Raw genomic sequence first — 26,209 nt, forward strand, 5'->3', positions numbered from 1 at the left:
GCGACCATGTGACTCACCCCAACAGGATTTACACGGTGAAGCCGAGGGCGCGGAGTTGTTCGCGGCCGTCTTCGGTGATCTTGTCGGGGCCCCAGGGGGGCATCCAGACCCAGTTGATTTTGAGGTCGTCTACCAGGCCGCTGCGGACCAGGGCGTTGCGGGACTGGTCCTCGATGACGTCGGTGAGGGGGCAGGCGGCGGAGGTGAGGGTCATGTCGAGGATGGCGACCTCGTCCTGCACGGCCAGGCCGTAGACCAAGCCGAGGTCGACGACGTTGATGCCGAGTTCGGGGTCGACGACGTCACGCATCGCCTCCTCGAGGTCCTCGAGCCGCTTGATGTCTTCGGCGGACAGCTCGACCTGCTCGGCCGTCTCGGTTGCCGGTGTCTCACTCATGCCTGGTCCCCGTTTCGTTGTGTCTCTTCCGCCGAGGCTATCCGGACCACAGCGTCTTTGAACGCCATCCAGCCGAGCAGTGCGCATTTGACCCGCGCCGGGTACTTGGCGACCCCGGCGAAGGCGATGCCGTCGCCGATCATGTCCTCGTCGCCCTCGACGGTGCCGCGGCTGGAGATCATCTCGTAGTACGAGTCGACCACCTTCAGCGCCTGCTGCACCGGCAAGCCGATGACCTGGTCGGTGAGGACCGAGGTGGAGGCCTGGCTGATCGAGCAGCCCTGACCGTCGTAGGAGACGTCGGCGACGTCACCGTTGTCGTCGAGCTGCACGCGCAGGGTGACCTCGTCACCGCAGGTCGGGTTCACGTGGTGCACTTCGGCACCGAACGGTTCCCGCAGCCCGCGGTGGTGCGGGTGCTTGTAATGGTCCAGGATCACTTCCTGGTACATCTGCTCCATGCGCATGTTCTATACAACTCCGAAGAAGCTCTGAGCCTTCCGCACGGCCGCGACCAGTGCGTCCACCTCGTCGAGGGTGTTGTAGGCGGCGAACGAGGCGCGCGCGGTGGCGGGCACGCCGAGCCGACGCATCAGCGGCCACGCGCAGTGGTGACCGACCCGTACCGCGACACCTTCGTCGTCGAGGATCTGCCCGACGTCGTGGGCGTGGATCCCGTCGACCACGAACGACACCGTGCCACCGCGATCTACGTTCTCGGTCGGACCGATGATCCGCACACCGTCGATCGCGTTCAAGCCCTCGATCGCGGCACCGACCAGCGAATGTTCGTGTTCCGCAACGACATCCATGCCGATCGCCTCGAGATACCGCACGGCGGCACCCAATCCGACCACCTGCGAGGTCATCGGCACACCGGCTTCGAACCGCTGCGGCGGCGCCGCGTAGGTGGTCGCCTCCATCGTGACGGTCTCGATCATCGAGCCACCCGTGATGAACGGCGGCGTCTCCGCGAGCAGCGCCCGACGCCCGTACAACACGCCGACACCGGACGGACCGAACATCTTGTGTCCGGAGAACGCGGCGAAATCGACGCTGAGTTCACGGAAGTCGACCGGCATGTGCGGCACCGACTGGCAGGCGTCGAGCACGGTCAGCGCGCCGACAGCCTTTGCGCGGCGCACCAATTCGGCGACATCGGTGATGGCACCGGTCACGTTGGACTGGTGCGTGAACGCGACAACCTTGGTGGCGGGCGACAATTCGAGCGAATCGAGATCGATCCGGCCGTCGTCGGTCACGCCGTACCACTTCAGCGTCGCACCGGTACGGCGCGCAAGCTCTTGCCACGGAACGAGATTCGCGTGATGCTCCAGCTCGGTGATGACGATCTCGTCACCGGGCCCGACGTGGTACGGAAAGCGGTCGTCGGCGAACGAGTACGTCACCAGGTTCAGCGATTCGGTCGCGTTCTTGGTGAACACGATCTCGTCGGCATCGACCCCGACGAACCGGGCGATATCCGCGCGGGCGCTCTCGTACGCGTCGGTCGCCTCCTCGGCCAGCTGATGCGCACCGCGGTGCACCGCCGAGTTGTGGGTGACCAGGAACTCACGTTCCGCGTCGAGCACGGCAAGGGGCCGCTGCGAGGTCGCGCCGGAGTCCAGGTACACCAACGGTTTCCCGTCCCGAACCGTGCGGCTCAGGATCGGGAAGTCGGCCCGCAGGCGGGCCACGTCGAGGGTGCGGACCGTGGCGGTCATATCAAGCTCCCGCAGTGGCAGTCTGAGTGAAACGGACGTAGCCGTTGGCGTCGAGTTCGTCGGCCAGTTCCGAGCCGCCCTCGGCGACGATGCGGCCGCCAACGAAGACGTGCACGAATTCCGGCTGGATGTAGCGCAGGATGCGGGTGTAGTGCGTGATCAGCAGCACGCCACCGTTCTCGCGCTCCTTGTACTTGTTGACACCCTCGGAGACGATGCGCAGCGCGTCGACGTCGAGGCCGGAGTCGGTCTCGTCCAGGATGGCGATCTTCGGCTTGAGCAGGCCGAGCTGCAGGATCTCGTGGCGCTTCTTCTCGCCACCGGAGAAGCCCTCGTTCACATTGCGCTCGGCGAAGGCCGGGTCGATCTCCAGCTCGGCCATCGACTCCTTGACTTCCTTGACCCAGTGCCGCAGCTTGGGCGCCTCGCCGCGCACGGCGGTGACGGCGGTACGCAGGAAGTTCGATGTGGAGACGCCGGGCACCTCGACCGGGTACTGCATGGCGAGGAACAGGCCCGCGCGCGCCCGCTCGTCGACCGACATCGCGAGAACGTCTTCGCCGTCGAGGGTGATCGAGCCGGAGGTCACCGTGTACTTGGGGTGGCCCGCGATCGCGTAGGACAGGGTCGACTTGCCGGAGCCGTTGGGGCCCATGATGGCGTGCGTCTCACCGGAATTGATGGTGAGGTTGACGCCCTTGAGGATCTGAATGGGCGCGCCGGACTCGTCCGGGTTGGCGACCTCGACGTGCAGGTCCTTGATTTCCAGGGTGGTCATCGAATTCGAGTTCCTTTGTGGGTATGAGTTTTCGGGATCAGACGCCGACAGCGGCGAGCTCGGCCTCGATAGCCGACTCCAGCCGCTCCCGGATCTCGGGGACCGCGATCTTCTGGATGATCTCGTGGAAGAAGCCGCGCACGACCAGGCGTCGCGCCACGTCCTCCGGGATGCCGCGAGCGCGCAGGTAGAACAGCTGCTCGTCGTCGAAACGGCCGGTGGCGCTGGCGTGTCCGGCGCCGACGATCTCGCCGGTCTCGATCTCCAGGTTCGGCACCGAGTCGGCGCGCGCGCCGTCGGTGAGCACCAGGTTGCGGTTCAGCTCGAAGGTTTCGGTGCCCTCGGCCGCGGCGCGGATCAGCACGTCGCCGACCCACACGGTGTGCGCGTCGGGCTTGCCGGAGTCCGGATCGCCTTGCAGCGCACCCTTGTACACGACGTTGGACTTGCAGTGCGGCTGCGAGTGGTCGACGAGCAGGCGCTGCTCGAAGTGCTGGCCAGCGTCGGCGAAGTACAGGCCGAGCAGTTCGGCGTCGCCGCCGGGGCCCGCGTACTTGACGACCGGGGTCAGCCGGACCAGGTCGCCGCCGATGGTGACCACGGTGTGCCGCAGTGTCGCGTCGCGGTTGAGCAGCGCGTGATGCGCCGAGACGTGCACGGCGTCGTCGGCCCAGTCCTGCACGGCGACCACGGTCAGCCGGGCACTGTCGCCGAGCACGAATTCGATGTTCTCCGCGTAGGTTCCGCTGCCGCGCTGGTCGATCACCACGGTGGCGGTGGCGAAGTTGCCGAGCCGGATCTGCAGGTGACCGTAGGCGACCTTGTCGACGCCGGGACCGGTGATGGTCACGACGACCGGCTCGGCCACCTCGGTTTCGGCGGCGATGCTCAGCACGGTGGCCGACTCGAACGCCGAATACGCCTGGGCCGCAACGCGATCGGCGGGCTGTCCGGCCTGGCCGAGGCGGGCGTCATCGCGTCCGACGGTTTCGACGGTGATGCCGTCGACCGTCGTCACCGCAACGTCGGCAGCACCATTCGCGACGGCGGTGCCGTCGTGCAGGCCGCGCAGGCGGCGCAGCGGGGTGAACCGCCACGCCTCGTCACGGCCCGAGGGCACCTCGAACTTGTCGACGTCGAACGAGGTGAAGACCTCGCCCTTGTTGACCGCGGCGCCAGCGCCCGGGTTCTGAATCGGCTTAGCGGGGTTTTCGCCCTCGACCGCTCCAATGACACCAGTCGACATCAGCCAACGGCCCCTTCCATTTGCAGCTCGATGAGCCGGTTCAATTCCAACGCGTATTCCATCGGCAGTTCCTTGGCGATGGGCTCGACGAAGCCGCGCACCACCATGGCCATCGCCTCGTCCTCGGTCATGCCGCGGCTCATCAGGTAGAACAGCTGGTCCTCGGAGACCTTCGAGACCGTGGCCTCGTGACCCATCGTCACGTCGTCCTCGCGGATGTCGACGTACGGGTAGGTGTCCGAGCGGCTGATCGTATCGACAAGCAGCGCATCGCATTTCACTGTCGACTTGGACCCGTACGCGCCCTTGTTCACCTGAACGAGGCCGCGGTAGGAGGCCCGGCCGCCGCCGCGCGCCACCGACTTGCTGATGATGTTCGAGGAGGTGTGCGGCGCCAGGTGCAGCATCTTCGCGCCGGTGTCCTGGTGCTGACCCTCACCGGCGAACGCCACCGAGAGCACCTCGCCACGGGCGTACTCGCCGGTCATCCAGACCGCCGGGTACTTCATGGTGACCTTGGAGCCGATATTGCCGTCGACCCACTCCATGGTCGCGCCCGCCTCCGCCTTGGCCCGCTTGGTGACCAGGTTGTAGACGTTGTTCGACCAGTTCTGGATCGTGGTGTAGCGGCAGCGGCCGCCCTTCTTCACGATGATCTCGACCACCGCGGAGTGCAGCGAGTCCGACTTGTAGATCGGCGCGGTGCAGCCCTCGACGTAGTGCACGTAGGCGCCCTCGTCGACGATGATCAGGGTCCGCTCGAACTGGCCCATGTTCTCGGTGTTGATCCGGAAGTAGGCCTGCAGCGGAATGTCCACGTGCACGCCGGGCGGCACGTAGATGAACGAGCCACCCGACCATACGGCGGTGTTCAGCGCGGAGAACTTGTTGTCGCCCGCGGGGATCACCGAGCCGAAGTACTGCTGGAAGAGCTCAGGGTGCTCCTTCAACGCCGTATCGGTGTCGAGGAAGATGACGCCCTGCTTCTCCAGATCCTCACGGATGGAGTGGTAGACGACCTCGGACTCGTACTGCGCGGCGACACCGGAGACCAGGCGCTGCTTCTCCGCCTCCGGGATGCCGAGCTTGTCGTAGGTGTTCTTGATGTCGGCGGGCAGGTCGTCCCAGGTGGCCGCCTGCTTCTCGCTGGAGCGCACGAAGTACTTGATGTTGTCGAAGTCGATGCCGTCGAGGTTGGAGCCCCAGTTCGGCATGGGCTTGCGATCGAAGATGCGCAGGGCCTTGAGCCGGATGTCGAGCATCCAGTCCTGCTCGCTCTTCTTCTCCGAGATGTCGCGAACAACCGCCTCGGACAGGCCTCGTTGCGCGCTGGCTCCGGCCACATCCGAATCGGCCCAGCCGTAACCGTATTTGCCCAGGGAAGCGATGGTCTCTTCCTGAGTGAGCGGCTGCACCTGGTCGGTGGTTGTCGTCATTCGGCACTCCTTCCGGAGTCGTTCGTTCGTACCGCTGCGGGCTGTGCAGCGATTTCTGGTGAAGTTTGTTTGGCAATCGGTAGTACGAGCAGCGGCACGTGCGTCGTGCACGCGCAGTCGCCGTTGGCGATAGTGGCCAGCCGCTGCACGTGGGTGCCGAGCAGGTCACGGAACGCCTCGAGTTCCGCCTCGCACAACTGCGGGAATTCCTCCGCGACGTGCGCGACCGGGCAGTGGTGCTGGCAGATCTGCACGCCGGTGCCCACCTTGCGGGTGGAGGCGGCGAAACCGGCCTCGGTGAACGCGTCCGCGATCTCCTCGGCCTTGGCCTCGGTGTGCTGCGGCGTGTGGTCCTCGACCGGTGCGATCCCGGCCACGATAGTCCTGGCTCGTTTCCGCGCGAACTCGGCGATGGCTTGTTCGCCGCCGATCTCGCCGAGCTGGCGGATCGCCGCGCCTGCCAGGTCGTCGTAGGCGTGGCCGAGCTGGCCACGGCCCGCGGCGGTGAGCTGATACTGCTTGGCGGGGCGGCCGCGACCCTTCTGCTGCCAAGGTGCGGACCTGCTGGCCCGTGCCTGACCGGAGTCGATCAGTGCGTCGAGATGGCGACGGACCCCTGCTGGGGCGAGTCCCAATGTGGTGCCGATGGCGGTCGCGGTGATCGGACCCTCTTCCAGCAGTAGCTGGACAATGGCCGCGCGGGTATGTCCCTCACCGGCAGTCGCGGGCGCAGCAGACGATCCGGTACCGGCCTTACGACCAGCCCTTTCGTCCTCGCTCCGCAAACCCACGGTTTTCACAACATCAGTGTGGCGGAATTCGTTCCCGAAATCTAATAAGGGTGCCCTGAGTTCTAGGGCCTTGTGACCTGCATAGACCGCTGTTGCGGGGACGATCCGGAGTGCCGCGGAGTTGCGGATCGACGTGCGGACCGCGCGATATTTAAGCCGAACCTTAAAGTGACCGCAAATACGAGCCCTGACCTGCCCGTTCCTCGAGCGACCCGAGAACGCCTAGCTCCGCCGGTAAGTTCGCCCGCCGCACTTCGACCTCCCGGCCGCCGAGCCCTTCGACGAGCACTCGCGCCTGGATCTTGATCAGTGCGTTACATCACATCTGGTCATTCGACCACCTCACCGAGACCGTTCAGCGGACGACGACGAGCTTGATCGGGGTCGCCAAGAGCGCGTCGACGGCCTCGTCCCAGTTTGCTGTCCGAGTGGTGACCAGCGACGGATCGAACCGGCCCGCGGCGACCAGGTCCAGGACCTCGGGGATAGCGGGGCGGGCGTGCGCGCGACCGGTGTGGAACGTGCAGCAGCGCGAGTACATCCCGAAAAGCGGCAGTGCCACGTCGGTGACCTGCAGGCTGACGCTGGTGCACCAGCCGTCGTAGGCGGTCGCGTTGATCGCCGAGCGCAGCGACGTCGGATTGCCCGTGGCCTCGACCGTGATCGGGAAGCGGCCGACCCTGGCGTCGCTCGGTCCTTCGATCGCCTCGGCGCCCATGGACTTCGCGATTTCCAGCCGCTCGACGGCGTCGTCCAGGTAAACCACCCTGGACGCACCGAGTGCCACCGCGAGGCCCGCGGCATACAGACCGATCGACGGTGCGGTGGCACCGCCGATGACCAGCACTTCGGCGCCGGGGCTGTCGGCGAGCTGCGGGCCGACGGCGCGATAGCCGTCGGGGATGTTGTCGCTGGCGCTGGCGACGGCCACCGGGTCGATGCCGGCCGGGAGCGGGACGAGCATGGCGTCGGCGTGCGGGATGAGCGCGAGGTCGGCCCAGAGTCCGCCCCATTCCAGTCCGCCGAGCGGGCCGAGGCCGAAGCTGGACAGCCGAGGGTGGCTCGTACAGTTGCCGGTGCGGCCGCGCAGACAGGCAGTGCATGTGCCGCAAGAGATTTGGAACGGCACCACCACACGGTCACCGACCGCGACGGTGCGCACGTCGTCGCCGATCGCGACCACCTCGACGACGCCCTCGTGCCCGAACGCGTACGGACCGGCCAGCGGGAACTCACCGCGAAGGACGGCCGGATCGATATCGCAGGTGGCCAGGGCGACGGGGCGCACCAGCGCCTGATCCGGCCCGGTGAGTTCGGGTTCGGGGTGTTCTTCCCAGCGCAGCTCGCCGGGGCCGGTCAACATCAGACGCTTCATCGTCCAAGTTTCGCTAGAACGTTCTTTCTAGTCAATGCCTCCGCGCGGAATTTCATTGCTCGACAACAACTTCCGGAACATTTCCGGTCGGATCCGATGCCTCGGCCGCCGCCACCACCCGCGCCTCGACCGACAGGGCCGAGTCCACCGCGGGCATCCCGGCGTCGATATCCGACGATCCGGTGCCCGACGGATCCGAGTCCACCGCACCCGCCTCGGCATTCAGCAGCCCTGCCTCGGTGAAGGTCACCCGAATCAGCCGCTCCATCGCCGCGGCGACCGTGCGCAGCGGCGCCTCCGAGCGACGCACCCTGGCCAGAATGGTCGCGCCCTCATACGCGGCGACCACCGTGGTGGCCAACTCCCCCGCGTCCTGCGCGGACAACCCCAATTCGCCGAGCAATCCGACGAACGCCTGCTCCATCGTCTCGAAGGCCGTGCCGCAGGCGGCGCGGATCGCCTCGATATCGCTGCCGCCGTCAAGCGCGGGTGTGCCGATCGGGCAGCCGTCGTCCCATTCCGAGGCGGCCAGCTTGTCGACCATGAAGTCGAAGATGGTGGTCGTGGTGGCGAAGACATCGGTCGGCGCCTGCCTGATCATCCGTCCGGTCAACGTCCCCGTCCCGGTGATGGCGGCGACCGCGATCTCCTCCTTGCCACCCGGAAAGTGGTGGTAGATAGACCCATACGGCAATCCGGCCGCCTCGCTCAACGCCTTGAGACCGAACCCGTGATACCCGTGCCGTGCGAGCAGCCCGCACGCGGCGACCTCGATCCGCCGCCTGGACTCCGAAACCATATGTCTGATTGTGCCCCGGTCGGCGACGCTTCCGATTGGAACGAGCACTGCCCGTCACCATGGCCGGTGCGGTCTGTGGCCGGACTCGGTCCGACCGCGCCCCTTATGCTTCGTCTCGTGGCGGTACTGGAGGGCGCGCGGCGCAGGACACTGGCATTCGGGCGCCGAGCACTCGGGTTAGACGTGCCGACCGCCGATCACACGATCGCGGTCCTGCACCAGGACGAGACCGAAGTCCCCGGCCTCGACCAGAAGGAACGCGTCCAACTCGACCGCATCCGCCTGATGGGCGCGACCGGAACGGTGCTGATGGCGATCAGCGCCCTCGGCATCGGCGCGCAGCCGGTGCATCAGAACCCCACCTCGGGCGTCCGCGTGCTCGGCATCTTCGCCCGCGCGCACACCGGCTCGCTCGCCATGTGCATGACCGGCACGGTCGTCGTTGTGCTCGCTTGGCTGCTGCTCGGCCGCTTCGCGGTCGGTGGCATCGGCGGTGCCCCACGCCATCGGCTGACCCGCTCCCAACTCGACCGCACCCTGCTGCTCTGGATCATCCCGCTCAGCGTCGCCCCGCCGCTGTTCAGCAACGACGTGTATTCCTATCTGGCACAAAGCGAAATCGCGGCACGCGGTATAGACCCCTATCAGGAGGGGCCGGTCGCGGGGCTCGGCATCGACAACGTACTGACCAACAATGTGCCGACCATCTGGCGCGACACCCCGGCGCCGTACGGTCCGCTGTTCCTCTGGATCGGCCGCGGCATCGCCGAGATCACCGGCGACAACATCATCGCGGGCGTGTGGGTGCACCGGATGCTCGCGCTGGCCGGTGTCGCGTTGATCGTCTGGGCGCTGCCGAGACTTTCGGTGCGCTGCGGCGTCGCACCGGTGAGCGCGCTGTGGCTTGGTGCCGCGAATCCACTGGTGCTGTTCCATCTGGTCGGCGGCGTGCACAACGACGCCCTGATGCTCGGGCTGATGCTGGCCGGGATGGAGTTCTGCTTACGCGCCATCGAGGACATCCATCCGTTCAACGAACGGGCCTACGCGTGGTTGATCGGCGGGGCGATCGTCATCACGATGTCGTCGTCGGTGAAATTGACCTCGATCGTCGCGCTCGGGTTCGTCGGCATGGCGCTGGCCAGACGCTGGGGTTTCACGCTGCGCAACGTGGCCGTCGCGGCGACCATGATCGGCGCGATCGCCATCGGCACAACGGTTTTCATCGGCGCGATGAGCGGGCTCGGTTTCGGCTGGATCCACACCCTCGGTGTCGCCAACGCGGTGCGCAGCTGGATGTCGGTGCCGACGGTGCTCGGCATCATCACCGGATTCGGCGGCGTGCTGCTCGGGCTCGGCGACCACACCACCGCGTTGTTGAGCATCACCCGGCCGATCGCCGCGGTGATCGCGGGGTTCTTCACCGTGCGCATGCTGGTCGCCACCGGCGCCGGGCGGCTGCATCCGGTCGGCGCGCTCGGCGTCGCGATGGGCGCGATCGTACTGCTGTTCCCGGTGGTGCAGCCCTGGTATGTGCTGTGGGCGATCGTGCCGCTGGCCGCCTGGGCCACCCGGCCCGCGTTCCGCGTTCCCGCCGTGGCCTTCTCGGCGGTCGTCAGCGTCATCCTGATGCCGCGCGGCGCCGACCTCGAGGTCTTCCAGATCGTCGGCGCCGCCATCGCCACCGTGATCGTCTCGGTACTGTTCATCGTGATCACCCGTAACAAACTGCCGTGGCGCGGCGAGCGGGGGGTGTCGGCTCCGTCACAGGCGGCCACGTCTTACGGTGTGACATCGTGAACCTCGCCTCCGGACCTGCCGTTCGCGTCGACGGTGTCGTCAAGCGTTACGGCGAGACCACGGCGGTCGACGGTTTGCGCTTCGATGTCGAACGGGCCCAAGTACTCGCGCTGCTCGGTCCGAACGGGGCCGGCAAAACCACCACGGTCGAGATGTGCGAGGGATTCGTGACGCCGGACGCGGGTTCGGTGCGCGTGCTCGGGCTCGATCCGATCGCCGATTCCGATCGGCTGCGGCCGCGCATCGGGGTGATGTTGCAGGGCGGCGGCGCCTATCCGGGGGCGAAGGCGGGCGAGATGCTCGATCTGGTGGCCGCCTACTCCGCCGATCCGCTTGACCCCGAGTGGTTACTGCGGACGCTCGGCCTACAGGACAATCGGGGGACGCCGTATCGACGGCTGTCCGGCGGCCAGCAGCAGCGCCTTGCGTTGGCGTGTGCGCTGGTCGGTAAGCCGGAGATCGTGTTCCTGGACGAGCCGACCGCGGGGCTCGACGCGCAGGCGCGGCTGATCGTATGGGAGTTGATCGACGCGTTGCGCCGCGACGGGGTGACCGTTGTGCTCACCACCCACCTGATGGACGAGGCCGAGCAGCTCGCCGACCAGCTGGTGATCATCGATCACGGCCGCATCGTCGCCTCGGGGACGCCCGCCGAGGTGACCGCGCATGGCGCTGCGGGGCAGCTACGCTTCTCGGCCCCACCGAAACTCGATCTCGATCTGCTGAAATCGGCGCTGCCGGAAGGTTTTTCGCCACGGGAGACCACGCCGGGCACGTATCTGGTCGAGGGCGAGATCAATCCGCAGGTGCTCGCCACCGTGACCGCGTGGTGCGCGCGAGTGAACGTGCTCGCCACCGACATTCGGATCGATCAGCGCAGGCTCGAAGACGTCTTCCTCGAACTCACCGGACGGGACCTACGCGGATGACCAAGCCCGACCTGACCGCCAACCGCTTCGCGCCGGGCACCTTCGCCCCCGACCCACGGCCGAACTCGCGCGCCGCGATGATGATCGCGCAGACGCGGCTCGAGCTGATCCTGTTGCTGCGCAACGGCGAACAGCTGCTGCTGACCATGTTCATTCCGATCACCCTGCTCGTCGGGCTTAGCCTGCTGCCGTTCGGCGACCTCGGCGACGACCGGGTGGACAAGATCGTGCCAGCGGTGATGATGGTGGCGATCATGTCGACCGCGTTCACCGGACAGGCCATCGCCGTCGGCTTCGACCGCCGCTACGGCGCGCTGAAACGGCTCGGCGCCACCGCGCTACCACGCTGGGGCATCATCGCGGGCAAGAGCGCGGCGGTGCTGATCGTCGTTGTGCTGCAAGCGATTCTGCTCGGCGTCATCGGCTTCGCGCTCGGCTGGCGGCCCGAACCCGCCGGATTAGCCCTTGGCGCGCTCGTAATCGCGCTCGGCACCGCGACTTTCGCGGCCATGGGCCTGCTGCTCGGCGGCACGCTGAAGGCGGAAATCGTGCTGGCGCTTGCGAACATCCTGTGGTTCGTCATGCTCGGCATCGCCAGCCTGGTGTTCGCCTCCAACGACATGCCGACCGCGGTGAATGTGCTTGCCCGCCTGATCCCCTCGGGTGCGCTGGCGGTCACCCTCGAGGACGCGATGCGCAGCAGCATCGACTGGTTCGGCATCGCCGTGCTCGCCGCGTGGGGCGCGATCTCCGGCATCCTCGCCGCACGCTACTTCCGCTTCGAATAGCACCGCGCACGGTACCAACGACAGCGTGTAGTTGACCGTGCTCTACCATCGTGACGTGCTGTATCGCGCCTTTCTGCGACTCGTCGACAAGCTGCCGCTGCCCTCGCTGCGGGTGCAGCGACTGATCGCGATCGCGGTCATCCTCTCGCAGGCGGGCATCTCGGTCACCGGAGCCGTCGTCCGGGTCACCGCCTCCGGCCTCGGCTGCCCGACCTGGCCGCAGTGTTTCCCGGGCAGCTTCACCCCGATCGGCGTCTCCGAGGTGCCGGTCCTGCATCAGACCGTCGAGTTCAGCAACCGGCTGCTCACCTTCGCCGTCTCGCTGTGCGCCGCGCTGATCGTGCTCGCGGTCACCCGCGCCCGGCGCCGCCGCGACGTGCTGACCTACGCCTGGCTGATGCCGGGCGGCACGCTGCTGCAGGGCATCATCGGCGGCATCACCGTGCGCACCGGCCTGCTCTGGTGGACCGTCTCGGTGCACCTGCTCGCGTCCATGCTGATGGTCTGGCTTGCCGTTGTGCTCTACGCGAAGATCAACCAACCCGACGACGGCATCGCCACCGTGCAGGCCCCCGCCCCGCTGCGCTGGCTCACCGCCCTCAGCGGTGTCGCGCTGACCGGTGTGCTGATCGCCGGAACCCTGGTCACCGCCGCCGGACCGCACGCCGGCGACAAGAGCATCGAGCGTCCGGTGGCACGCCTGCAGATCGAAATCGTCACCCTCGTGCACCTGCATTCCCAACTGCTCGTCGGCTACCTCGCGCTGCTGATCGGCCTGGCCTTCGGCCTGTTCGCGGTCGGCATCACCCCCGCGATCCGCAACCGCATGTTCGTGCTGCTCGCCCTCGTCTGCTCGCAGGCCCTGGTCGGCATCGTGCAGTACTTCACCCACGTCCCAGCCGCCCTCGTCGTCGTCCACGTCGGCGGGGCCACCGCCTGCGTCGCCGCCACCGCCGCCCTCTGGGCATCCCTGCGCACCAGGGAAAAGGTCGACGCCCCGCTCCCCGCGAAGCAGTCCGCATAATCAAGCCCAGCCCGACCCGAGGTTGACTACGCTCGAGGCCATGGGAGTGGCGTCGAATGCGAACCAGCCGGAAGGCGTAGCGGCACAACCGTTTCCCGACATCGAGCCCTATGCGCACGGGCTGTTGGATGTCGGGGACGGTAACCAGATCTACTGGGAGACCAGCGGTAATCCGGACGGCAAACCGGCGCTGGTTGTGCACGGCGGGCCCGGCGGTGGCGGCCGTCGCGGTGCGCGAAAGACCTTCGACCCCAGCGTCTATCGCGCCATCCTGTTCGATCAGCGTGGCTGCGGTGAAAGCCTGCCGCACGCCTCGGATCCGTCGGTCGACATGGCGCACAACACCACTGAGCATCTGATCGCCGACATGGAGCGGCTTCGGGTCCACCTCGGCGTCGAAAGATGGCTGCTGTACGGCGGTTCCTGGGGGTCGACGCTGATCCTCGCCTACGCGCAGCGGTATCCCGAGCGGGTGTCCGAGATCATTCTGGTCGGTGTCACGATGACCAGACCCGAGGAGACCGAGTGGCTCTACCGCGGCGTCGCCCGCTTCCTGCCGGGCCCGTGGGAGGCGTTCCGCGACGCGCTGCCGGAATCCGAGCGGGACGGGAATCTCGTTGCCGCGTACAGCCGTTTGATGAACGACGCCGACCCGGCGGTACGCGCGACGGCGGCGCGCAGTTGGTGCACGTGGGAAGACGCCGTCATCGCACACGAATCCCTCGGCAACCCAGGCCAATACAGCAGCAAACCCGATGCGGCGATGCTCGCCTTCGTCCGGATCTGCACGCACTATTTCGCCAATGGCGCCTGGTTGCCGGACGGACAACTGCTCGATAACGCGCACAAGCTGGCCGGAATCCCCGGCGTACTGATCCACGGACGCCTGGATCTCGGCACTCCGTTGCGGTACGCCTGGCAGCTGGCCAAGGCATGGCCCGATGCCGAACTGCACATCATCGACGAATCCGGCCACACCGGCAGCCCGATCATGCGCGCGACGATCTTCGACGCCGTCGCCCGCTTCGGCCGCCGTTAGGGTTCGAGCGCCGCGCGGACGAACGCGACGAGGTCGGTTCTGACGCGTTGCGGGTCAAGTCCGTCGGCGCCGTCGCGGATCGCGGACAGCAAGGCGGACAACAGGATCGAGAGCAGAAGCTCGCCGGTCAGCCTCGGGTCGAGGGTGGGATCCAGGTAGCCGAGGGCGATTCCGTTCTTGATCCAGGCGGTGGCCTCGTCGCCGTAGCCGGTCAGGTTCTGCATCGAGCGCTCGGCGACCCGGTCATCGATCGAGGTCGCCTCGATGAGGATGAAGGTCACCAAACCTGGTTCGTCTTGGACCAATTCGTAGCAATGATCGATGACGCGGATGAACAGCGCGCAGAACTCGTCGAGGGTCCGCGGACGCTGCCCGGTCACCGCCCGGCTGAAGACGCGGTCGCGGATCAACGCGAAATAGTGGTCGATGACCGCGTCGAGGACGTCGCGCTTGTTGGTGAAGTAGTTGTAGAAGGTGCCGTGGCTGACACCGGCGCGGGCGACGATATCGGCGACAACGACGCAGCGATAACCCTTGTCCACGAACAGCTCATAGGCGGCGAACACCAGTTCCGCGCGGCGTCTGACGCCGCGGTCCTCGACATTCATAGAGCGGGTCCGGCCGCGACGGAATCGCGTGGCCGCAATGCCTTTCCGAGCAAAGTGAGGACACCGGCGGTGGCCCGTTCTCGCGCCTGCGGCGTGTTGTCGCCGCGCATCTCTTGCAACAATCCGGGCACCACAAGGGTCAGCGTAATGTGCGCGGTCACCTCCGGATCGATGTCCGCGCGAATCCATCCGTTCGCGACACCGCGCCGAAGTTCTTGCGCCACAAAGGTACTGACGAGCAACTCCACACCGAGCAGCCGATCGCTCAGCTCCTTGTCGATCGCACTCGCCTCGACGAGCACCAGCCGAACGAAGTCAGGATCGCGCTCCAGCATCGTGTACAACCGCACGATGGCCGCCCCGACACCGGCGAGCATCTCCTCGGCCGAGGTCGGGCGACTGAGCAGCGTATGCGGCTCCAACGCGTCGACGAGCTTGCCGAAGCCGAAATCGACTACGTGGTCGAGGATTTCGCGCTTACTCACGAAGTACCGGTACACCGTGCCCTGCCCGATACCCGCATGCGCGGCCACATCGGAGATCGCCGTCGCCTCATAACCGCGCTCGACGAACACCGCGTACGCCGATTCGATGATCTGCTGCCTGCGCCGTTCCGGCAGACCGGCAAGCGGTGGCCGACCGCGGCGGGCCGCGCCTGACTGATCCGGCACAGCACTAACGTCCAGGCGCCTCACCTTTCGGCCCGTAGTCGACCACCTGCCAGTTACCGCCATTCTTCGCCACGGTGACCACCAGCAGATTCGGTACGGTCGCCGGAGTCGGCTGCTGGATATTCTGCGTCTTCTGCGTCGCGAACACCGTCACCGAATACTGGTCATTACCTTGCGCGTCCACCGCCGTGCCGAGCACCTGCCCCGTAGCAACCACCTGCGCCTCGGTCATGATCTTCGCGAGCGTGTCATGCACCTCGTCATACCGCTTGCGCAACGCGTCGGACGTACCCCGCTGCACCCCGTCGAAGAACGCGGGCAGATTGTTGTGATCGTAGGTAAGCGAACGCAGCGTGTAATCCTTAGCGATCTCCGCCGCCTTGTCCCGATCAGCATTCTGCTGCCGCAACGCACTGAGATCGTCGGAACTGGAGTGCCAGGACAGCCCGAGCACAATGCTGAGCACCGCGAGCACAACCGTGAGCCCGCCCAAGATGTAGCTGATCCCGTTGCGCCGCAACTTTTTCAGTCCTGATACTGGACTGGCGGCACCAGACGCAGCAGCGGTGACAGTTTCGGGCGATACCGTAGCGACGGTGTCTCGCGCTGAGGTGGAAGCAGCCTCGGGGGCGGCGACAGGCTCGGGGGCGGCGGCAACGGTGACGGGGGTTGACTCGGTGACGGCGTCGGGCGCCGGAGCAGCAGCGGCCTCGGGCGCTGGTTCAGAGACGGTCGCGGGCAGCGGGTTGGAGGTGGGGTCGGGGGTGTCGGCGGGGTCGTTCGGGGGCATGGTGTCCTCAACTCTCTATTTTGGGACGTCGAGTGTGATTCGGGCGGTTCCGTTCTCGGGGAAGGTTGCCGACAGCAGGTCGATGATGGAACCGGCGTCTACTCGGAGGGGTTTCAGGACGCTGGTGGACGGTTTCAGGGCGGTGGCTATGTGGGCGAGGTCGGGGCCCAGTACTGCCAGGTATTGGTCGATCTTTTGGACGAGCGGGCCGAGCGGGTCGTCCCAGATATGTTCGCCCGCATAGGAATAGCCTTGAAAGCCTTTGATCAGGTGCACGACTTCGGGGAGCACCTGGGTGAAATCGTCTGCCCAGCCACCGATTACCGGTCCGTAGCCGTTGAAGTTCTCCGCGAGCTGCTGCCCGTTCTGATACAGCCGGGTGATCTCGTCTCGCTTGTCGTGCAGCAGCTGCGCCGTCATGGTGAGGGTTCGGGTGAGGTTGGCGATCTCCTTCTCCCGGCCCGCGTAGCCCTGCGACAGGATGGTGGCGAGCTGTTCGATCTTCGCCGGATCTATCTGCGAGTTCAGCACATCCAGCTTGGCAAGCGCCTCACTGACCGTCGTCGCGATGCGCACCTGATGCGCCGGAATGACGCTGCCGTCGGCGAGATACGGGCCTGCCATGCCGGTCGGGCGGAAGTCCATGAACTGCTCGCCCGCCGCCGACAGATTGCTGACGTGCACCTCACTGTCGATCGGCACCCGGTACTTCGCGTCGAGCTCGATCCGCACCGCGAGCCCGGTGCCGGTGGCGGTGATGGCGCGCACCTTGCCGATCCGCATGCCGCGCAGGTCGACCTGGGAGGTCTGCAGCAGCCCGCCGGACGAATCCATCAGCACCGTCACGGTATTCGTCGTGCGTCGCGGATCGATGTCGAGCACCCCGATGGCCATGTACGCGGCGCACACCACGGTCATCACGAGCAGCAGCACCAGTGAGACCGGACCGGAGAGCTTCATCGGACCATTCCTATCGACCGCAGCACCTGGATCATCTCGTCCGAGCGGGCCGACGCGTCGGCGGCGACCGCGTCCGAGGTGACCCGCTGCACCCGAATGTTCGGTGGCGCACTGAAGAACGGGATCAGCTTGTCGCGCAACAGCTTGTTCATCGTGTCGACATTCATCGGAACCGTCGTGTCGGCGCTCGCGATGGTGAGTGCGGCGGGCGCGAGAATGCTGATGACGTCGTGCAGGTCACCGCGCACCGGCAGCGCGAGATCGCCGACATACCTGGCCAATTCGCCGCCGTCGATGATCAACTGAACCAGGCCGAACAGCACATCCGAGAGACCGGCCGCGCGGCTCGGCCCGAGGGTGAGCGTGCGGTCGACATTGTCCTTGTTCGCCTCCAGCGTGGTCGTCACACTGGCCGCGGCGGCGAGGATTCGATCGATATCGTCGCTGTGCGTGGCGAGGTCGTGCAGCGCGTTCTTTCCGCCCGCAAGGATGCGCGACAGATCCGCCGGGTCGGTCGGGAAGGAGGCGTTGACGCTGTTGACGAGCTGCTGCATTTCGCCGAATCGGCCGCCGGTGACGATATTCGACATCGCCCACAGGATGTCCTCCACATTGGCGGCGGGCACCGTGCGCGAACGCGGGATGACGTCGCCGTTCACCAGGAACGGCGGACCCGCGTTCGGCGGCGCCTCCAGCGCGATGTGAATATCGCCGAGGATCGTGCTCTGCCGTAGTTCCGCCGTGGTCGACTTGGGCAGTTGCACATCGGCTTTCAGCTTCACCGTGGCGACGGCGGTGTCCCCGATCAACTCGATCCGGTCGAGCATGCCGACCTCGACGCCCTCGGCGATGACCTTGGCCCGGTCGGGAAGGTTGAGCACCGAACCGAATTCGATCCTGATCGAGAAGGTGTCCCCCGCCAGATACGTCCCGGGGATCGGCACGTCGGTCGCGCGCACACCGCAGCCGGTCAACAACAGCGCCAGCGCGGCAAGCACGGGTATCACACGCTTCACGGCGCCCCCAATGATCCGAGGATCACCTGAACGAGGCCCGGCTGGCTGCCATCCGCCGACTCATAGTGCGGCGGACGGTAATTCACCCGCACCGCACCCGTCGCCGGGTCGAACACCTTGGTCAACCGATCACTCAATGGCGGCAGCTGCACGAGCAGATCCACGATGCTGCCCGCCAGCACCGCATAGCGGTGTACCTCCGGCACGATCCGATCCAGGAACGCATAGGACTGCTGGTCGTACTTGCCGACATTGCGCGCGATCACCGGCAGGAACTGGAGCGCGAGATCGACCGCCCGAGACAGCTGTGCGGAAAACCCGTCGACCAGCTGGATACCGTTCTTCAGATTGTCAACCAGCGCCTGCATATCCGGCCAGTTGGTGATGAACATCGTGGTGAGCTGATCGAGGTTGTCGACGAGCCTGCGGATCACCACATCCCGATCGGCCGGATCACCGATCACCTGAGACAGATGCTGTAGCAAGGCATTCCACTGCGGCCCGGTGCCGTCGAGCGACCGCACCGCACCGGTGATCGTCTGGTCGATCAGCGTGTCCGACGGCGCGCCCGGCGTCGGCGACTGCTGTGCGCCGAGCAGGTCACCGGACAGTCGCCCGAGCGCGTCGAGGGCGTCGCTGATGCCGACCGGAGTCTTGGTGCGCTCCAACGGAATGCAGTGCGCGGTATCGAATTTCGGTCCACCGGTGTAGGTCTTGGTCAGCTCGACGTGCCGGTCGGTGACGATCGAGCTCGACATGGTCACCGCCTGGATATCGGCGGGGAGATCACGTTTGCCGTCGATGGTCATCGTCACCTGCATGCGGTCACCACGCGCCTCGATGCCCGACACGGTGCCGACCTCGACGCCGAGCATGGTGACGCTGTTGCCCTGGTAAAGCCCTACGGTGTCGGTGAATTCGGCGCAGATGGTCTGCTTAGTCGGCCGCACCCGATCGATCCAGGTCGCACCGCTCACGCCGACCACCACCGCGACCGTGACAAGCACGACGGAGATGACAACACCCGTTCTGCCCCATGCCCGCATCAGCACGTCCTCCCCTCGAACGGAATGCACAGTGCCGGACCGCGTATCACGCTGGCGGACTGGTCGATGGTCACCCCGTCCGCGCCGAGCATGGCCGAGATCTTCCCGATGAAGTCCTTGATCCCCGTGATGACGGTGTCGAGCCGACCGGGGTCCTGCACGAGTTTGTTGAACAGGTCCTCGAATTCGGCGACCGACGGCTCGATCGAATCGCCGTAGGCCATTACGGGCCGGTGCAGCACCGCGAAGAACCGCCTCAGCATCTCGAAGACCTGGATGACCTCACCTTTACGTTGCCCGAGAACGACAGCGACGACGCCCAATTCGCGCACGAAGTCGGCGAGCACCGCCCGGTCGGTGGCGATCGCGCCGACGTATTCGTCGGACACCTGCACCGCCGAATCCAGTTGCTTCGACCGGTCGGCCAGCACGCCGGTCAGGTCGTTGAAGTTGCCGATGATCGAGCGGACCGCGTCGGGCTGACCGGCCAGCGCGGCATTCACCTCGGCAATGGTGCTGCGCAAGGTTGTTCCGTCGACCTGACCGAGCACCGGGGTGGCGACGTCGATGATGTCGGTCAGCTCGAACGGTGTGCTGGTCCGCTCCGGCGGAATGTGCTTGCCGCCCAACGCCTTCTCCCCCTGCGGCGCCAGCGACAGGTAGTGCCCGCCGATCGGCGTCAGCATCTTCACCGCCACGGCCGAACCATCGCCGACGTGCACGTCGTGATCCACGCCGAAGCGCACCTCCACGTGGTCACCGACCAGATCCACAGAACGGACCTGACCCACTTTGATTCCCGCGATCCGCACCTCGTCGCCGGTGCGGGTGCCGCCGGAGCTACGGAAGTCTGCCGTATAGGACTGCTCCCCGAACGGCACCACGTACACCACCGCGGCGGCGACCAGCCCGAGCACGCTGACCAGCACACCCGCTATCCCCCACCGCAATTGGCCCCAGGACTCCGACTTCTCCGCCCGCAACTGTTTGATCTCGCCGAACAACCGGAACGGCAGTCCGGCCAGTTGCCTTGCCGCACCAGTCATTTGCACACCACCAGCTTCTGATTGCCGAGCACGACATTGCCGATACCGGGTAGCCCGAGCTGACCACCCGCACACGAATACGTCTTCGCCTGACCGCTGGCCGGGATGTTCTGATCGAGCCCGGTGATCAACGACGGCACCAGCGACAGGATTTCGACCAGCTGATCGGTCTGCGGCAACAACCGGCGCAACAGCCCGTCCAACGGCAGGTAACTCGTGTCGTAGGCCCCTTGCAGCTCCTCGAGCAGCGGGATGAGCGGAACCAGGGTGCGGTTGGCCTGTTCGATGGCGGTGATGATCGTCGAGGTCCTGCTGCCGAACTGGCTCAGCACGCCGTTGAGCTGCTTGACGAGATCGCCGACCGCGGCGGACTTTCCGCCGATCGACTGGGAGATCTCGCCGAGGTTGTGGATGAGCAGCACGACGACCGCCTCGCTGCTCTTGGCGTGCTTGGTGAGCTGGTCCAGATCGGCGAGCGCGGGACCGATGCCGCTGCCGTCGCCCTGCAGCACGCGCAGGATGTTCGTGCCGAACTGGTTGAGCTGGGCCGTATCCAAGGTCTCGAACAGCGGCTTGAAGCCGTTGAACAGTTTGGACACATCGAAACTCGGGATGGTGCGCTCCACCGGAATGGTGGCGCCCGCCGCGAGCCGCGTCCCGCCGGTCTTCGCCGTCATCAGTTCGATGTAGCGCTGCCCGATCAGATCCTGGTAGCGCACAGCGGCTTCGGTGTTGTCGAAGATCGGCCGCTGGCGGTCGACGGTGAACCGGACCCTGGCCTGCGTGCCGTCCAACGCGACGTTGTCGACCTTCCCGACGGCCACCCCGGACATCCGCACCACGTCCCCGGCGTAGAGCCCCGAGATATCGGTGAAGACAGCGTCATAGGAGACCTTGTCCTCCGGCACCGGCGTATTCAACGCGGCCACAATGAAAGCCGAGCACACCGCGACGATCGCGATGAAGATGCCGAGCTTGACGGCGGCGGCGGTCACACTGTTCATCGCGGCACCCCGATTATCGAATCCGCAAGGTAGGGCATGTTTTTCACGATCACCTCGAGCTGCAGCTGCACCTTGCCGTCGATCACCGGGAACGCGCTGTCGATGCGGGCGAGCAGCGCGGGCAGCCGGTTGTAGGCGGGCGCGACCGTGCCGACGGACGCGCTGATCGGCACCACCAGGTCCAGCACACCGCCGATAATGGTGGCCAGATCGGGGTTGTCCTTGCGCAACAGTTCGGTGACCGGCAGCAGCAGTCCGGTATCCAACGCGGACAGCGCATGCTTTGTCCGCTCCCGGTTTTCGGCGCTGCCGAAGTACTCGCTGTTGTCGAGCACGCCGAGGATCACGTCGACCACCGGTGGCGTCGTCCGCGCGACACCGGTACCGACATCGGCGCCGATATCCAGGTAATGGCCCAGCGGCGCACGCTGATTCATGGCAAGCACTCTTGCGGTGGCGAAAAACGACTGCACCGCGGGACCTAGCGAGGCGGTGTTGTCCAGCAGCAGATCGAACAGCGCACGCACGGTGTCGGAATCGAGCACCTGGGTCAGCCGCGCCGCCCTGCGGAACACACTCGACACCGTCGCGTTGGTCGCGTTGGCGCCGATGAACAGCGTGGTGTTCTCCGGCAGCCGTCCGCCCTTGCCGTTGTTCACCAATTCGATTGCGCTGGAACCGAAGATGTTCGACGAGGTGAACCGGGCCGACACGTCGTCGGTCAACGCGGCGGCCTGCGTGCGATCCAGCGCAAGCACGATGCGCTGATGCCCGTAGTCGACCGTCTCCACCTTGCGCACGGTGCCGATCCCGAAGCCGCGGAACTTCACCTCCGCGCCAGGCGCGAGCCCCTCGCCGAGGGTGGCCGCATCGATGGTGAGGGTGAACTTGTCGGCGAACTTCCCCTGCGCGTATTGCGTGGTGACCACGGCGAACACCAGGATGACGGCGGCAACGACGAGCCCGCGCAGCCGCAGCGTCCACCGCCCGGCGGTGCGCCCTGAATGATCAACGAATATCGGCACGCGTCACCCCGAAATCTTGATTCCGACATCGAGACCCCAGAAGACGATCGTCATGATCATGTCCGCGATCACCACAAGCACCAGGCTCGCGCGGATCGCCCGGCCCGAGGCCCGCCCGACCCCCTCCGGCCCGCCGGTCGCGTAAAACCCTTGGTAGCCGTGGATCAGGATGATCATCACCACGAAGACCGTCGCCTTGATCAGCGACGCGATCACGTCGCCGGGTTGCAGGAAGGCGTCGAAGTAGTGGTAGTAGGTGCCGGAGGACTGGCCGTGCAGCACATTGACGACCACCGCGCAGGATAGATAGCTGAGGATCAGCGTCAGCAGGTAGAGCGGGACGATCGTGATCATGCCCGCGATCACCCTGGTGGTCACCACGAACGGAATCGGCCGGATGCCAATGGCTTCCAGCGCGTCGATCTCCTCGGAGATGCGCATCGCGCCGATCTCGGCGGTCATCCGGCAGCCCGCCTGCGCCGCGAAGCCGATCGCGGCGACCATCGGCGCCATCTCCCTGGTGTTCGCGTAGGCGGAGACGAATCCGGTCAGCGGACCCATGCCGACCATGTTCAGCGCGGTGAATCCCTCGACGCCGATCGAGCCGCCGACCGCGACGCCGAGGAAGATCAGCACCGCCACCGTGCCACCGCCGACGATGATATTGCCGCTGCCCCAGGTGATGTCGGTGAGCGTCAGCATGGTCTGGCGGCGGTACGCGCGCAGCGTGTGCGGCACCGCGGCGAGCACCTGGATCACGAAAGACAGCTGATGGCCGAGCGATTCGAACAGGGTCAGCGGTCCGCGGGTGCCGCGCTCGACGAAACGGCCGGCCCGGCCGAACGGCCGATACTGGGCGGGAACTTCGGTCATCAGCCCACCTTTTGCGGCAGGAACATCGAAACAAGCTGGGTGATCACGAGATTCACGCCGAACGCGGCGATCACCCCGATCACCACGGCCGCGTTTACCGCGTTCGCGACACCTTTGGGACCGTGCGTCGCCTCCAGCCCGCGCTGGCAGGCGACGATCAGCACGATCACCCCGAAGATGACCGATTTCGCCACCGCCACCGCGAGATCGCCCATGCTCGCGAAGGCCGCGAACGACGACAGATAGCTGCCCGGCGTCACCCCTTGGAACCCGACCGCGACCACGTAACCGGTGAACACCCCCATGAAGATGACAAGCAGGCACAACAGCGGCGTCAGCACGAGCATCGCCGCCAGCCGCGGCGCGACCAGTCGCCGCACCGGATCAATTCCCATGGTGCGCAACGCGTCTACTTCCTCGCGGATGGTGCGCGCCCCCAGATCCGACGCGATCGCCGACCCGGCCGCGCCGCCGAGCAACAGCGCGGTCACCATCGGCGCGCCCTGCCGGATGACGCCGAGCCCGCCCGCCGCACCGGCCACCGAGGTCGCCCCCACCTGCTGGGTCAGGCTGCCGACCTGCACCGAGACGATCACGCCGAACGGAATCGCCACCAGCACAGCGGGAATCGCGGTCACACTGACGATGAACCAGCCTTGCTGCAGCGTGTCTCGCCAGGGATGTCGCAGCTTGATGATGTCGCCGACGAGAAAGCTGAACGCCGCGACCGCGAGCTGCAGCGTCCGGCCGAAGGTCCGCAAACTGTTGAGAACCAGTTCGAATCCCCACCGCACCAGCGGCTCGGACACCCGAGCGACCCTGTCGACCACCGCTACCTCAATTCCGCCGGACTCCACCCCCCGGCGAGGCACAATTTAACCGACTGATATGTCACTCTGCGGCCGTTTCGGCCTAATCCTCCCACCGACTGAGACAGTTGCATACAAATCCATTTGCACGGACCGACCGGCCGGAAAATGTCCGGGCGACGACGGGCGAAGTGAGGCAAACGTCGATGGCTCGGCCGGATAGGCGAGGGACGCGCGCCAGCACACCTGCCGCGAACGCGGCGGAATCGTCGACGCCGTGCATTCGCTACGGAGTGCACGGCGTCGACGAAGTACCTGCCTTACTCGCCGAATTAGATGCGCTGGCCCTAACTGTCCGGGCCACCCATGGGCCGCGAGTAGGTGCCCGATCCAGCGGCGGTGTTGATCACCGATGCAGCCCTCCGGCTGCTCAGACCGGGTATGTGGCGATGTCTACTTCGGCAGCTTGAGGTCGGCCTGTCCGTTCTCGGCGGGCTTCGCGCCGGGGTTGACCACGGGGAGCAATGATTCGCGGGCCAACGAGGTGAGCGCGCCCGCCTGCTGGATGATCTCGGCCAGCGCCGAGGTCACCCCTTGGGCGCCGTTGAGCACGGTGAACTGGTCGATGTGCTCGAACGGCGCGGCGGCCGCAGCGACGATCTGTGGCAGCTTCTCGGCGATCTGCTGGGCGATGACCGCCTCCTGGTTCTGACTCATCGCCTCGGACCGCAGCTGGATGCCGGCCGCCTCGGCGGCCATGTGCGCGCGGACCGAGTCGGCCTCGGCCAGGCCGCGCGCCTTGATCGCGTCGGCCTCGGCCTGACCGGCCAGCCTGGTCGCGTCGGCCTGCGCGGCCGCGCGCAGCTTGATCGACTCGGCCTCGGCGAGCGCCTGCATCTTCGTCTGTGCCGCAGCGGCTTCCGCGCGCAGCCGGGTTTCCTGCGCGTCGGCCTCGGCCTGGCTGATCCGCGCGTCACGGTTGGCGGTCGCGAGGGTGGTCTGCCGGTAGGCCTCGGCGTCGGCGGGCTTGCGCACCTCCACCTGCAGTTGTTGTTCCATCTGCTGCGCCTCGAGCTGAGATACCTTCGTGGCGACCTCGACGACCGCCTGCCGCGCGGTGGCCTCCGCGAGCGGCCCCTGCTGCGCGGCTTCCTGGCTGGCGCTGTCGATCTCGGCCTGGTACTCCGCCTTCTTGATCTGGGTGTCGCGCATCGCGAGCGCGATCTGCCGCTGCGCCGCCTGCTCCTGCTCGATGGCCTCCCGGTCGGCGTTGGCCCGCGCGATCCGCGCCTTCTGCTCCACCGCCGCCTGGTGCGGAATCGCAAGGTTGGCAATGTAATTGGAGCCGCTGGCGATCGATTGGATCTGGAAGCTGTCGATGACAAGACCGAACGACTCCATCTCCTGCGAGCACCGGTCGCGCACTTGCTCGGAGAACTTGTCCTGATCGCTGATCATGTCCTCGACGGTCATCGATCCCGCGATGGCTCGCAGATGCCCGACGAAGACGTTCTGCACCTTGGTCTCCAGCTCCTGGGCCGGACGATCCAGGAAGCGGCGCGCCGCGTTGGCGATGGACCGGTAGTCGTCGCCGATCTTGTACACCACCACTCCACCGAGTTCCAGGTTGATCTTCTGCTGGCTCACGCACGGCACCAGGATCTGGCTCTCGTGCGCCTCCAGCGAGATGAACCGCACCTTGGTCAAGCCGGGAATGACGAAACAGCCGCGTCCGGTGACGATGCGAAAGCCCATGCTCTCGCCGACACCCGAGGGCCCAGCACCGGCGCGGAAGCCCGAAATGATCAGCGCCTCATCGGGTTCGGCGACCCGCCAGGACAGCCGGAACAGCACGGCCAACAGCAGAACAACAACGACGACGATCCCGATGACGACCAAGATTTGGACGTCCATGATGCACCTTCATTTCAAGGGAGTGACTTCGACCGTGCGCCCACCCAGGCTCCCGATCACGAGAACCTGGGTGTGCTTGGGAATAGTTGTCTCCCCGTCGGCGGCCCGCGCCAGGAATCGTTCGGTCCCCGCCCGCACCTCGATCACCACCTCACCGAGGTGGTCCGGCCGGATTGCCGCGGTCACGCGCGCAATCTTGCCGATTACATCTGTCGCCACCACTCCTCCGACCCCGCCGCAGTTCGACCCCTCACGGTGACCCCGCCTAATCCCTTGCCGCAAGCATCTTTACGGATTCGATACGGACAGGTTCCGGGCCGG

Annotated in this window: 27 protein-coding genes; 5 read left to right on the forward strand and 22 right to left on the reverse strand. The window is 66.3% G+C overall.

The window, feature by feature from the left end; genetic code table 11:
* Positions 1-28: 28 nt before the first annotated feature.
* From OG203_RS09305 to OG203_RS09345, 9 genes are all read right to left on the reverse strand, one after another.
* Positions 29-397, reverse strand: a complete 369-nt coding sequence (locus tag OG203_RS09305) for a metal-sulfur cluster assembly factor (RefSeq protein WP_405165274.1) — start codon at positions 395-397, stop codon at positions 29-31.
* On the reverse strand, positions 394-864 hold the full coding sequence (gene sufU, locus OG203_RS09310) for a Fe-S cluster assembly sulfur transfer protein SufU (RefSeq protein WP_405165275.1): 471 nt from the start codon (positions 862-864) through the stop codon (positions 394-396). Before sufU ends, OG203_RS09305 begins: the two co-directional genes overlap by 4 nt.
* A gap of 3 nt (positions 865-867) precedes the next feature.
* On the reverse strand, positions 868-2,121 hold the full coding sequence (locus tag OG203_RS09315) for a cysteine desulfurase (protein ID WP_405165276.1): 1,254 nt from the start codon (positions 2,119-2,121) through the stop codon (positions 868-870).
* Position 2,122: 1 nt separating this feature from the next.
* Positions 2,123-2,899, reverse strand: coding sequence for a Fe-S cluster assembly ATPase SufC (gene sufC, locus OG203_RS09320; protein ID WP_405165277.1), 777 nt, complete (start codon positions 2,897-2,899; stop codon positions 2,123-2,125).
* A 37-nt stretch (positions 2,900-2,936) separates the two neighbouring features.
* Entirely contained in the window at positions 2,937-4,145 is a 1,209-nt protein-coding gene (sufD, locus tag OG203_RS09325; RefSeq protein WP_405165278.1) for a Fe-S cluster assembly protein SufD, read from the reverse strand.
* Positions 4,145-5,581, reverse strand: a complete 1,437-nt coding sequence (gene sufB / locus OG203_RS09330) for a Fe-S cluster assembly protein SufB (protein WP_405165279.1) — start codon at positions 5,579-5,581, stop codon at positions 4,145-4,147. Before sufB ends, sufD begins: the two co-directional genes overlap by 1 nt.
* Positions 5,578-6,381 carry a helix-turn-helix transcriptional regulator gene (locus OG203_RS09335; protein ID WP_405165280.1) on the reverse strand — a complete coding sequence of 268 codons (804 nt, stop codon included), beginning with the start codon at positions 6,379-6,381 and terminating at the stop codon, positions 5,578-5,580. Before OG203_RS09335 ends, sufB begins: the two co-directional genes overlap by 4 nt.
* Positions 6,382-6,727: 346 nt before the next feature.
* On the reverse strand, positions 6,728-7,747 hold the full coding sequence (locus OG203_RS09340; protein WP_405165281.1) for a zinc-binding dehydrogenase: 1,020 nt from the start codon (positions 7,745-7,747) through the stop codon (positions 6,728-6,730).
* 52 nt (positions 7,748-7,799) lie between these two features.
* Entirely contained in the window at positions 7,800-8,546 is a 747-nt protein-coding gene (locus tag OG203_RS09345) for a TetR/AcrR family transcriptional regulator (RefSeq protein ID WP_405165282.1), read from the reverse strand.
* A gap of 105 nt (positions 8,547-8,651) precedes the next feature.
* Here OG203_RS09345 and mptB point away from each other — a divergent pair, with 105 nt between their 5' ends.
* From mptB to pip, 5 genes are read left to right on the forward strand one after another with little or no spacing between them, the layout of a single operon-like run.
* Complete coding sequence (gene mptB, locus OG203_RS09350) at positions 8,652-10,346, forward strand: polyprenol phosphomannose-dependent alpha 1,6 mannosyltransferase MptB (RefSeq protein WP_405165283.1); 1,695 nt, start codon at positions 8,652-8,654, stop codon at positions 10,344-10,346.
* Positions 10,343-11,275: an ABC transporter ATP-binding protein gene (locus tag OG203_RS09355; protein WP_405165284.1), complete on the forward strand. Its 933-nt coding sequence runs from the start codon at positions 10,343-10,345 to the stop codon at positions 11,273-11,275. Before mptB ends, OG203_RS09355 begins: the two co-directional genes overlap by 4 nt.
* Positions 11,272-12,063, forward strand: a complete 792-nt coding sequence (locus OG203_RS09360) for an ABC transporter permease (RefSeq protein WP_405165285.1) — start codon at positions 11,272-11,274, stop codon at positions 12,061-12,063. The genes OG203_RS09355 and OG203_RS09360 overlap by 4 nt, the downstream gene beginning before the upstream one ends.
* Positions 12,064-12,118: 55 nt before the next feature.
* Positions 12,119-13,087, forward strand: a complete 969-nt coding sequence (locus OG203_RS09365; protein WP_405167807.1) for a COX15/CtaA family protein — start codon at positions 12,119-12,121, stop codon at positions 13,085-13,087.
* 40 nt (positions 13,088-13,127) lie between these two features.
* Positions 13,128-14,126 (forward strand): prolyl aminopeptidase, encoded by a 999-nt coding sequence (gene pip, locus OG203_RS09370; protein WP_405165286.1) that lies wholly within the window; start codon positions 13,128-13,130, stop codon positions 14,124-14,126.
* Here pip and OG203_RS09375 read toward each other — a convergent pair.
* From OG203_RS09375 to OG203_RS09435, 13 genes are all read right to left on the reverse strand, one after another.
* Positions 14,123-14,734, reverse strand: coding sequence for a TetR/AcrR family transcriptional regulator (locus tag OG203_RS09375; protein WP_405165287.1), 612 nt, complete (start codon positions 14,732-14,734; stop codon positions 14,123-14,125). The genes pip and OG203_RS09375 overlap by 4 nt on opposite strands.
* The gene (locus tag OG203_RS09380; RefSeq protein WP_405165288.1) at positions 14,731-15,405 is read right to left on the reverse strand and encodes a TetR/AcrR family transcriptional regulator; all 675 of its coding nucleotides are present in this window, start codon (positions 15,403-15,405) and stop codon (positions 14,731-14,733) included. Before OG203_RS09380 ends, OG203_RS09375 begins: the two co-directional genes overlap by 4 nt.
* 4 nt (positions 15,406-15,409) lie before the next feature.
* Complete coding sequence (locus OG203_RS09385; protein ID WP_405165289.1) at positions 15,410-16,195, reverse strand: hypothetical protein; 786 nt, start codon at positions 16,193-16,195, stop codon at positions 15,410-15,412.
* Between the two features lie 15 nt (positions 16,196-16,210).
* Positions 16,211-17,155 carry an MlaD family protein gene (locus tag OG203_RS09390; RefSeq protein WP_405165290.1) on the reverse strand — a complete coding sequence of 315 codons (945 nt, stop codon included), beginning with the start codon at positions 17,153-17,155 and terminating at the stop codon, positions 16,211-16,213.
* Entirely contained in the window at positions 17,152-18,171 is a 1,020-nt protein-coding gene (locus OG203_RS09395) for an MlaD family protein (protein WP_405165291.1), read from the reverse strand. The genes OG203_RS09390 and OG203_RS09395 overlap by 4 nt, the downstream gene beginning before the upstream one ends.
* Positions 18,168-19,217 carry an MCE family protein gene (locus tag OG203_RS09400; protein WP_405167808.1) on the reverse strand — a complete coding sequence of 350 codons (1,050 nt, stop codon included), beginning with the start codon at positions 19,215-19,217 and terminating at the stop codon, positions 18,168-18,170. The genes OG203_RS09395 and OG203_RS09400 overlap by 4 nt, the downstream gene beginning before the upstream one ends.
* Positions 19,217-20,263, reverse strand: a complete 1,047-nt coding sequence (locus OG203_RS09405) for an MlaD family protein (RefSeq protein WP_405165292.1) — start codon at positions 20,261-20,263, stop codon at positions 19,217-19,219. Before OG203_RS09405 ends, OG203_RS09400 begins: the two co-directional genes overlap by 1 nt.
* Positions 20,260-21,267 carry an MlaD family protein gene (locus OG203_RS09410; RefSeq protein ID WP_405165293.1) on the reverse strand — a complete coding sequence of 336 codons (1,008 nt, stop codon included), beginning with the start codon at positions 21,265-21,267 and terminating at the stop codon, positions 20,260-20,262. Before OG203_RS09410 ends, OG203_RS09405 begins: the two co-directional genes overlap by 4 nt.
* Positions 21,264-22,292: an MlaD family protein gene (locus tag OG203_RS09415; protein WP_405165294.1), complete on the reverse strand. Its 1,029-nt coding sequence runs from the start codon at positions 22,290-22,292 to the stop codon at positions 21,264-21,266. The genes OG203_RS09410 and OG203_RS09415 overlap by 4 nt, the downstream gene beginning before the upstream one ends.
* Before the next feature lie 3 nt (positions 22,293-22,295).
* Positions 22,296-23,165 (reverse strand): MlaE family ABC transporter permease, encoded by an 870-nt coding sequence (locus OG203_RS09420; RefSeq protein ID WP_405165295.1) that lies wholly within the window; start codon positions 23,163-23,165, stop codon positions 22,296-22,298.
* A complete protein-coding gene (locus OG203_RS09425) occupies positions 23,165-24,040 on the reverse strand; it encodes an MlaE family ABC transporter permease (RefSeq protein ID WP_405167809.1) in 876 nt (291 codons plus the stop codon). The genes OG203_RS09420 and OG203_RS09425 overlap by 1 nt, the downstream gene beginning before the upstream one ends.
* Positions 24,041-24,427: 387 nt before the next feature.
* Positions 24,428-25,888, reverse strand: coding sequence for a flotillin family protein (locus OG203_RS09430; RefSeq protein ID WP_405165296.1), 1,461 nt, complete (start codon positions 25,886-25,888; stop codon positions 24,428-24,430).
* A gap of 9 nt (positions 25,889-25,897) precedes the next feature.
* Entirely contained in the window at positions 25,898-26,107 is a 210-nt protein-coding gene (locus OG203_RS09435) for a hypothetical protein (protein WP_357392166.1), read from the reverse strand.
* Positions 26,108-26,209: the final 102 nt, after the last annotated feature.

Origin of the sequence: Nocardia sp. NBC_01499 (assembly GCF_045040275.1) — a bacterium.
Classification (GTDB): domain Bacteria; phylum Actinomycetota; class Actinomycetes; order Mycobacteriales; family Mycobacteriaceae; genus Nocardia.

Excerpts from the sequence above, each read along its gene's own strand:
- OG203_RS09305 (WP_405165274.1), bottom strand. The coding sequence starts at position 397 with ATGAGTGAGACACCGGCAACCGAGACGGCCGAGCAGGTCGAGCTGTCC.
- sufU (WP_405165275.1), bottom strand. The coding sequence starts at position 864 with ATGCGCATGGAGCAGATGTACCAGGAAGTGATCCTGGACCATTACAAG.
- OG203_RS09315 (WP_405165276.1), bottom strand. The coding sequence starts at position 2,121 with ATGACCGCCACGGTCCGCACCCTCGACGTGGCCCGCCTGCGGGCCGAC.
- sufC (WP_405165277.1), bottom strand. The coding sequence starts at position 2,899 with ATGACCACCCTGGAAATCAAGGACCTGCACGTCGAGGTCGCCAACCCG.
- sufD (WP_405165278.1), bottom strand. The coding sequence starts at position 4,145 with ATGTCGACTGGTGTCATTGGAGCGGTCGAGGGCGAAAACCCCGCTAAG.
- sufB (WP_405165279.1), bottom strand. The coding sequence starts at position 5,581 with ATGACGACAACCACCGACCAGGTGCAGCCGCTCACTCAGGAAGAGACC.
- OG203_RS09340 (WP_405165281.1), bottom strand. The coding sequence starts at position 7,747 with ATGAAGCGTCTGATGTTGACCGGCCCCGGCGAGCTGCGCTGGGAAGAA.
- OG203_RS09345 (WP_405165282.1), bottom strand. The coding sequence starts at position 8,546 with ATGGTTTCGGAGTCCAGGCGGCGGATCGAGGTCGCCGCGTGCGGGCTG.
- mptB (WP_405165283.1), top strand. The coding sequence starts at position 8,652 with ATGCTTCGTCTCGTGGCGGTACTGGAGGGCGCGCGGCGCAGGACACTG.
- OG203_RS09360 (WP_405165285.1), top strand. The coding sequence starts at position 11,272 with ATGACCAAGCCCGACCTGACCGCCAACCGCTTCGCGCCGGGCACCTTC.
- pip (WP_405165286.1), top strand. The coding sequence starts at position 13,128 with ATGGGAGTGGCGTCGAATGCGAACCAGCCGGAAGGCGTAGCGGCACAA.
- OG203_RS09375 (WP_405165287.1), bottom strand. The coding sequence starts at position 14,734 with ATGAATGTCGAGGACCGCGGCGTCAGACGCCGCGCGGAACTGGTGTTC.
- OG203_RS09385 (WP_405165289.1), bottom strand. The coding sequence starts at position 16,195 with ATGCCCCCGAACGACCCCGCCGACACCCCCGACCCCACCTCCAACCCG.
- OG203_RS09390 (WP_405165290.1), bottom strand. The coding sequence starts at position 17,155 with ATGAAGCTCTCCGGTCCGGTCTCACTGGTGCTGCTGCTCGTGATGACC.
- OG203_RS09400 (WP_405167808.1), bottom strand. The coding sequence starts at position 19,217 with ATGCGGGCATGGGGCAGAACGGGTGTTGTCATCTCCGTCGTGCTTGTC.
- OG203_RS09405 (WP_405165292.1), bottom strand. The coding sequence starts at position 20,263 with ATGACTGGTGCGGCAAGGCAACTGGCCGGACTGCCGTTCCGGTTGTTC.
- OG203_RS09410 (WP_405165293.1), bottom strand. The coding sequence starts at position 21,267 with ATGAACAGTGTGACCGCCGCCGCCGTCAAGCTCGGCATCTTCATCGCG.
- OG203_RS09420 (WP_405165295.1), bottom strand. The coding sequence starts at position 23,165 with ATGACCGAAGTTCCCGCCCAGTATCGGCCGTTCGGCCGGGCCGGCCGT.
- OG203_RS09430 (WP_405165296.1), bottom strand. The coding sequence starts at position 25,888 with ATGGACGTCCAAATCTTGGTCGTCATCGGGATCGTCGTCGTTGTTGTT.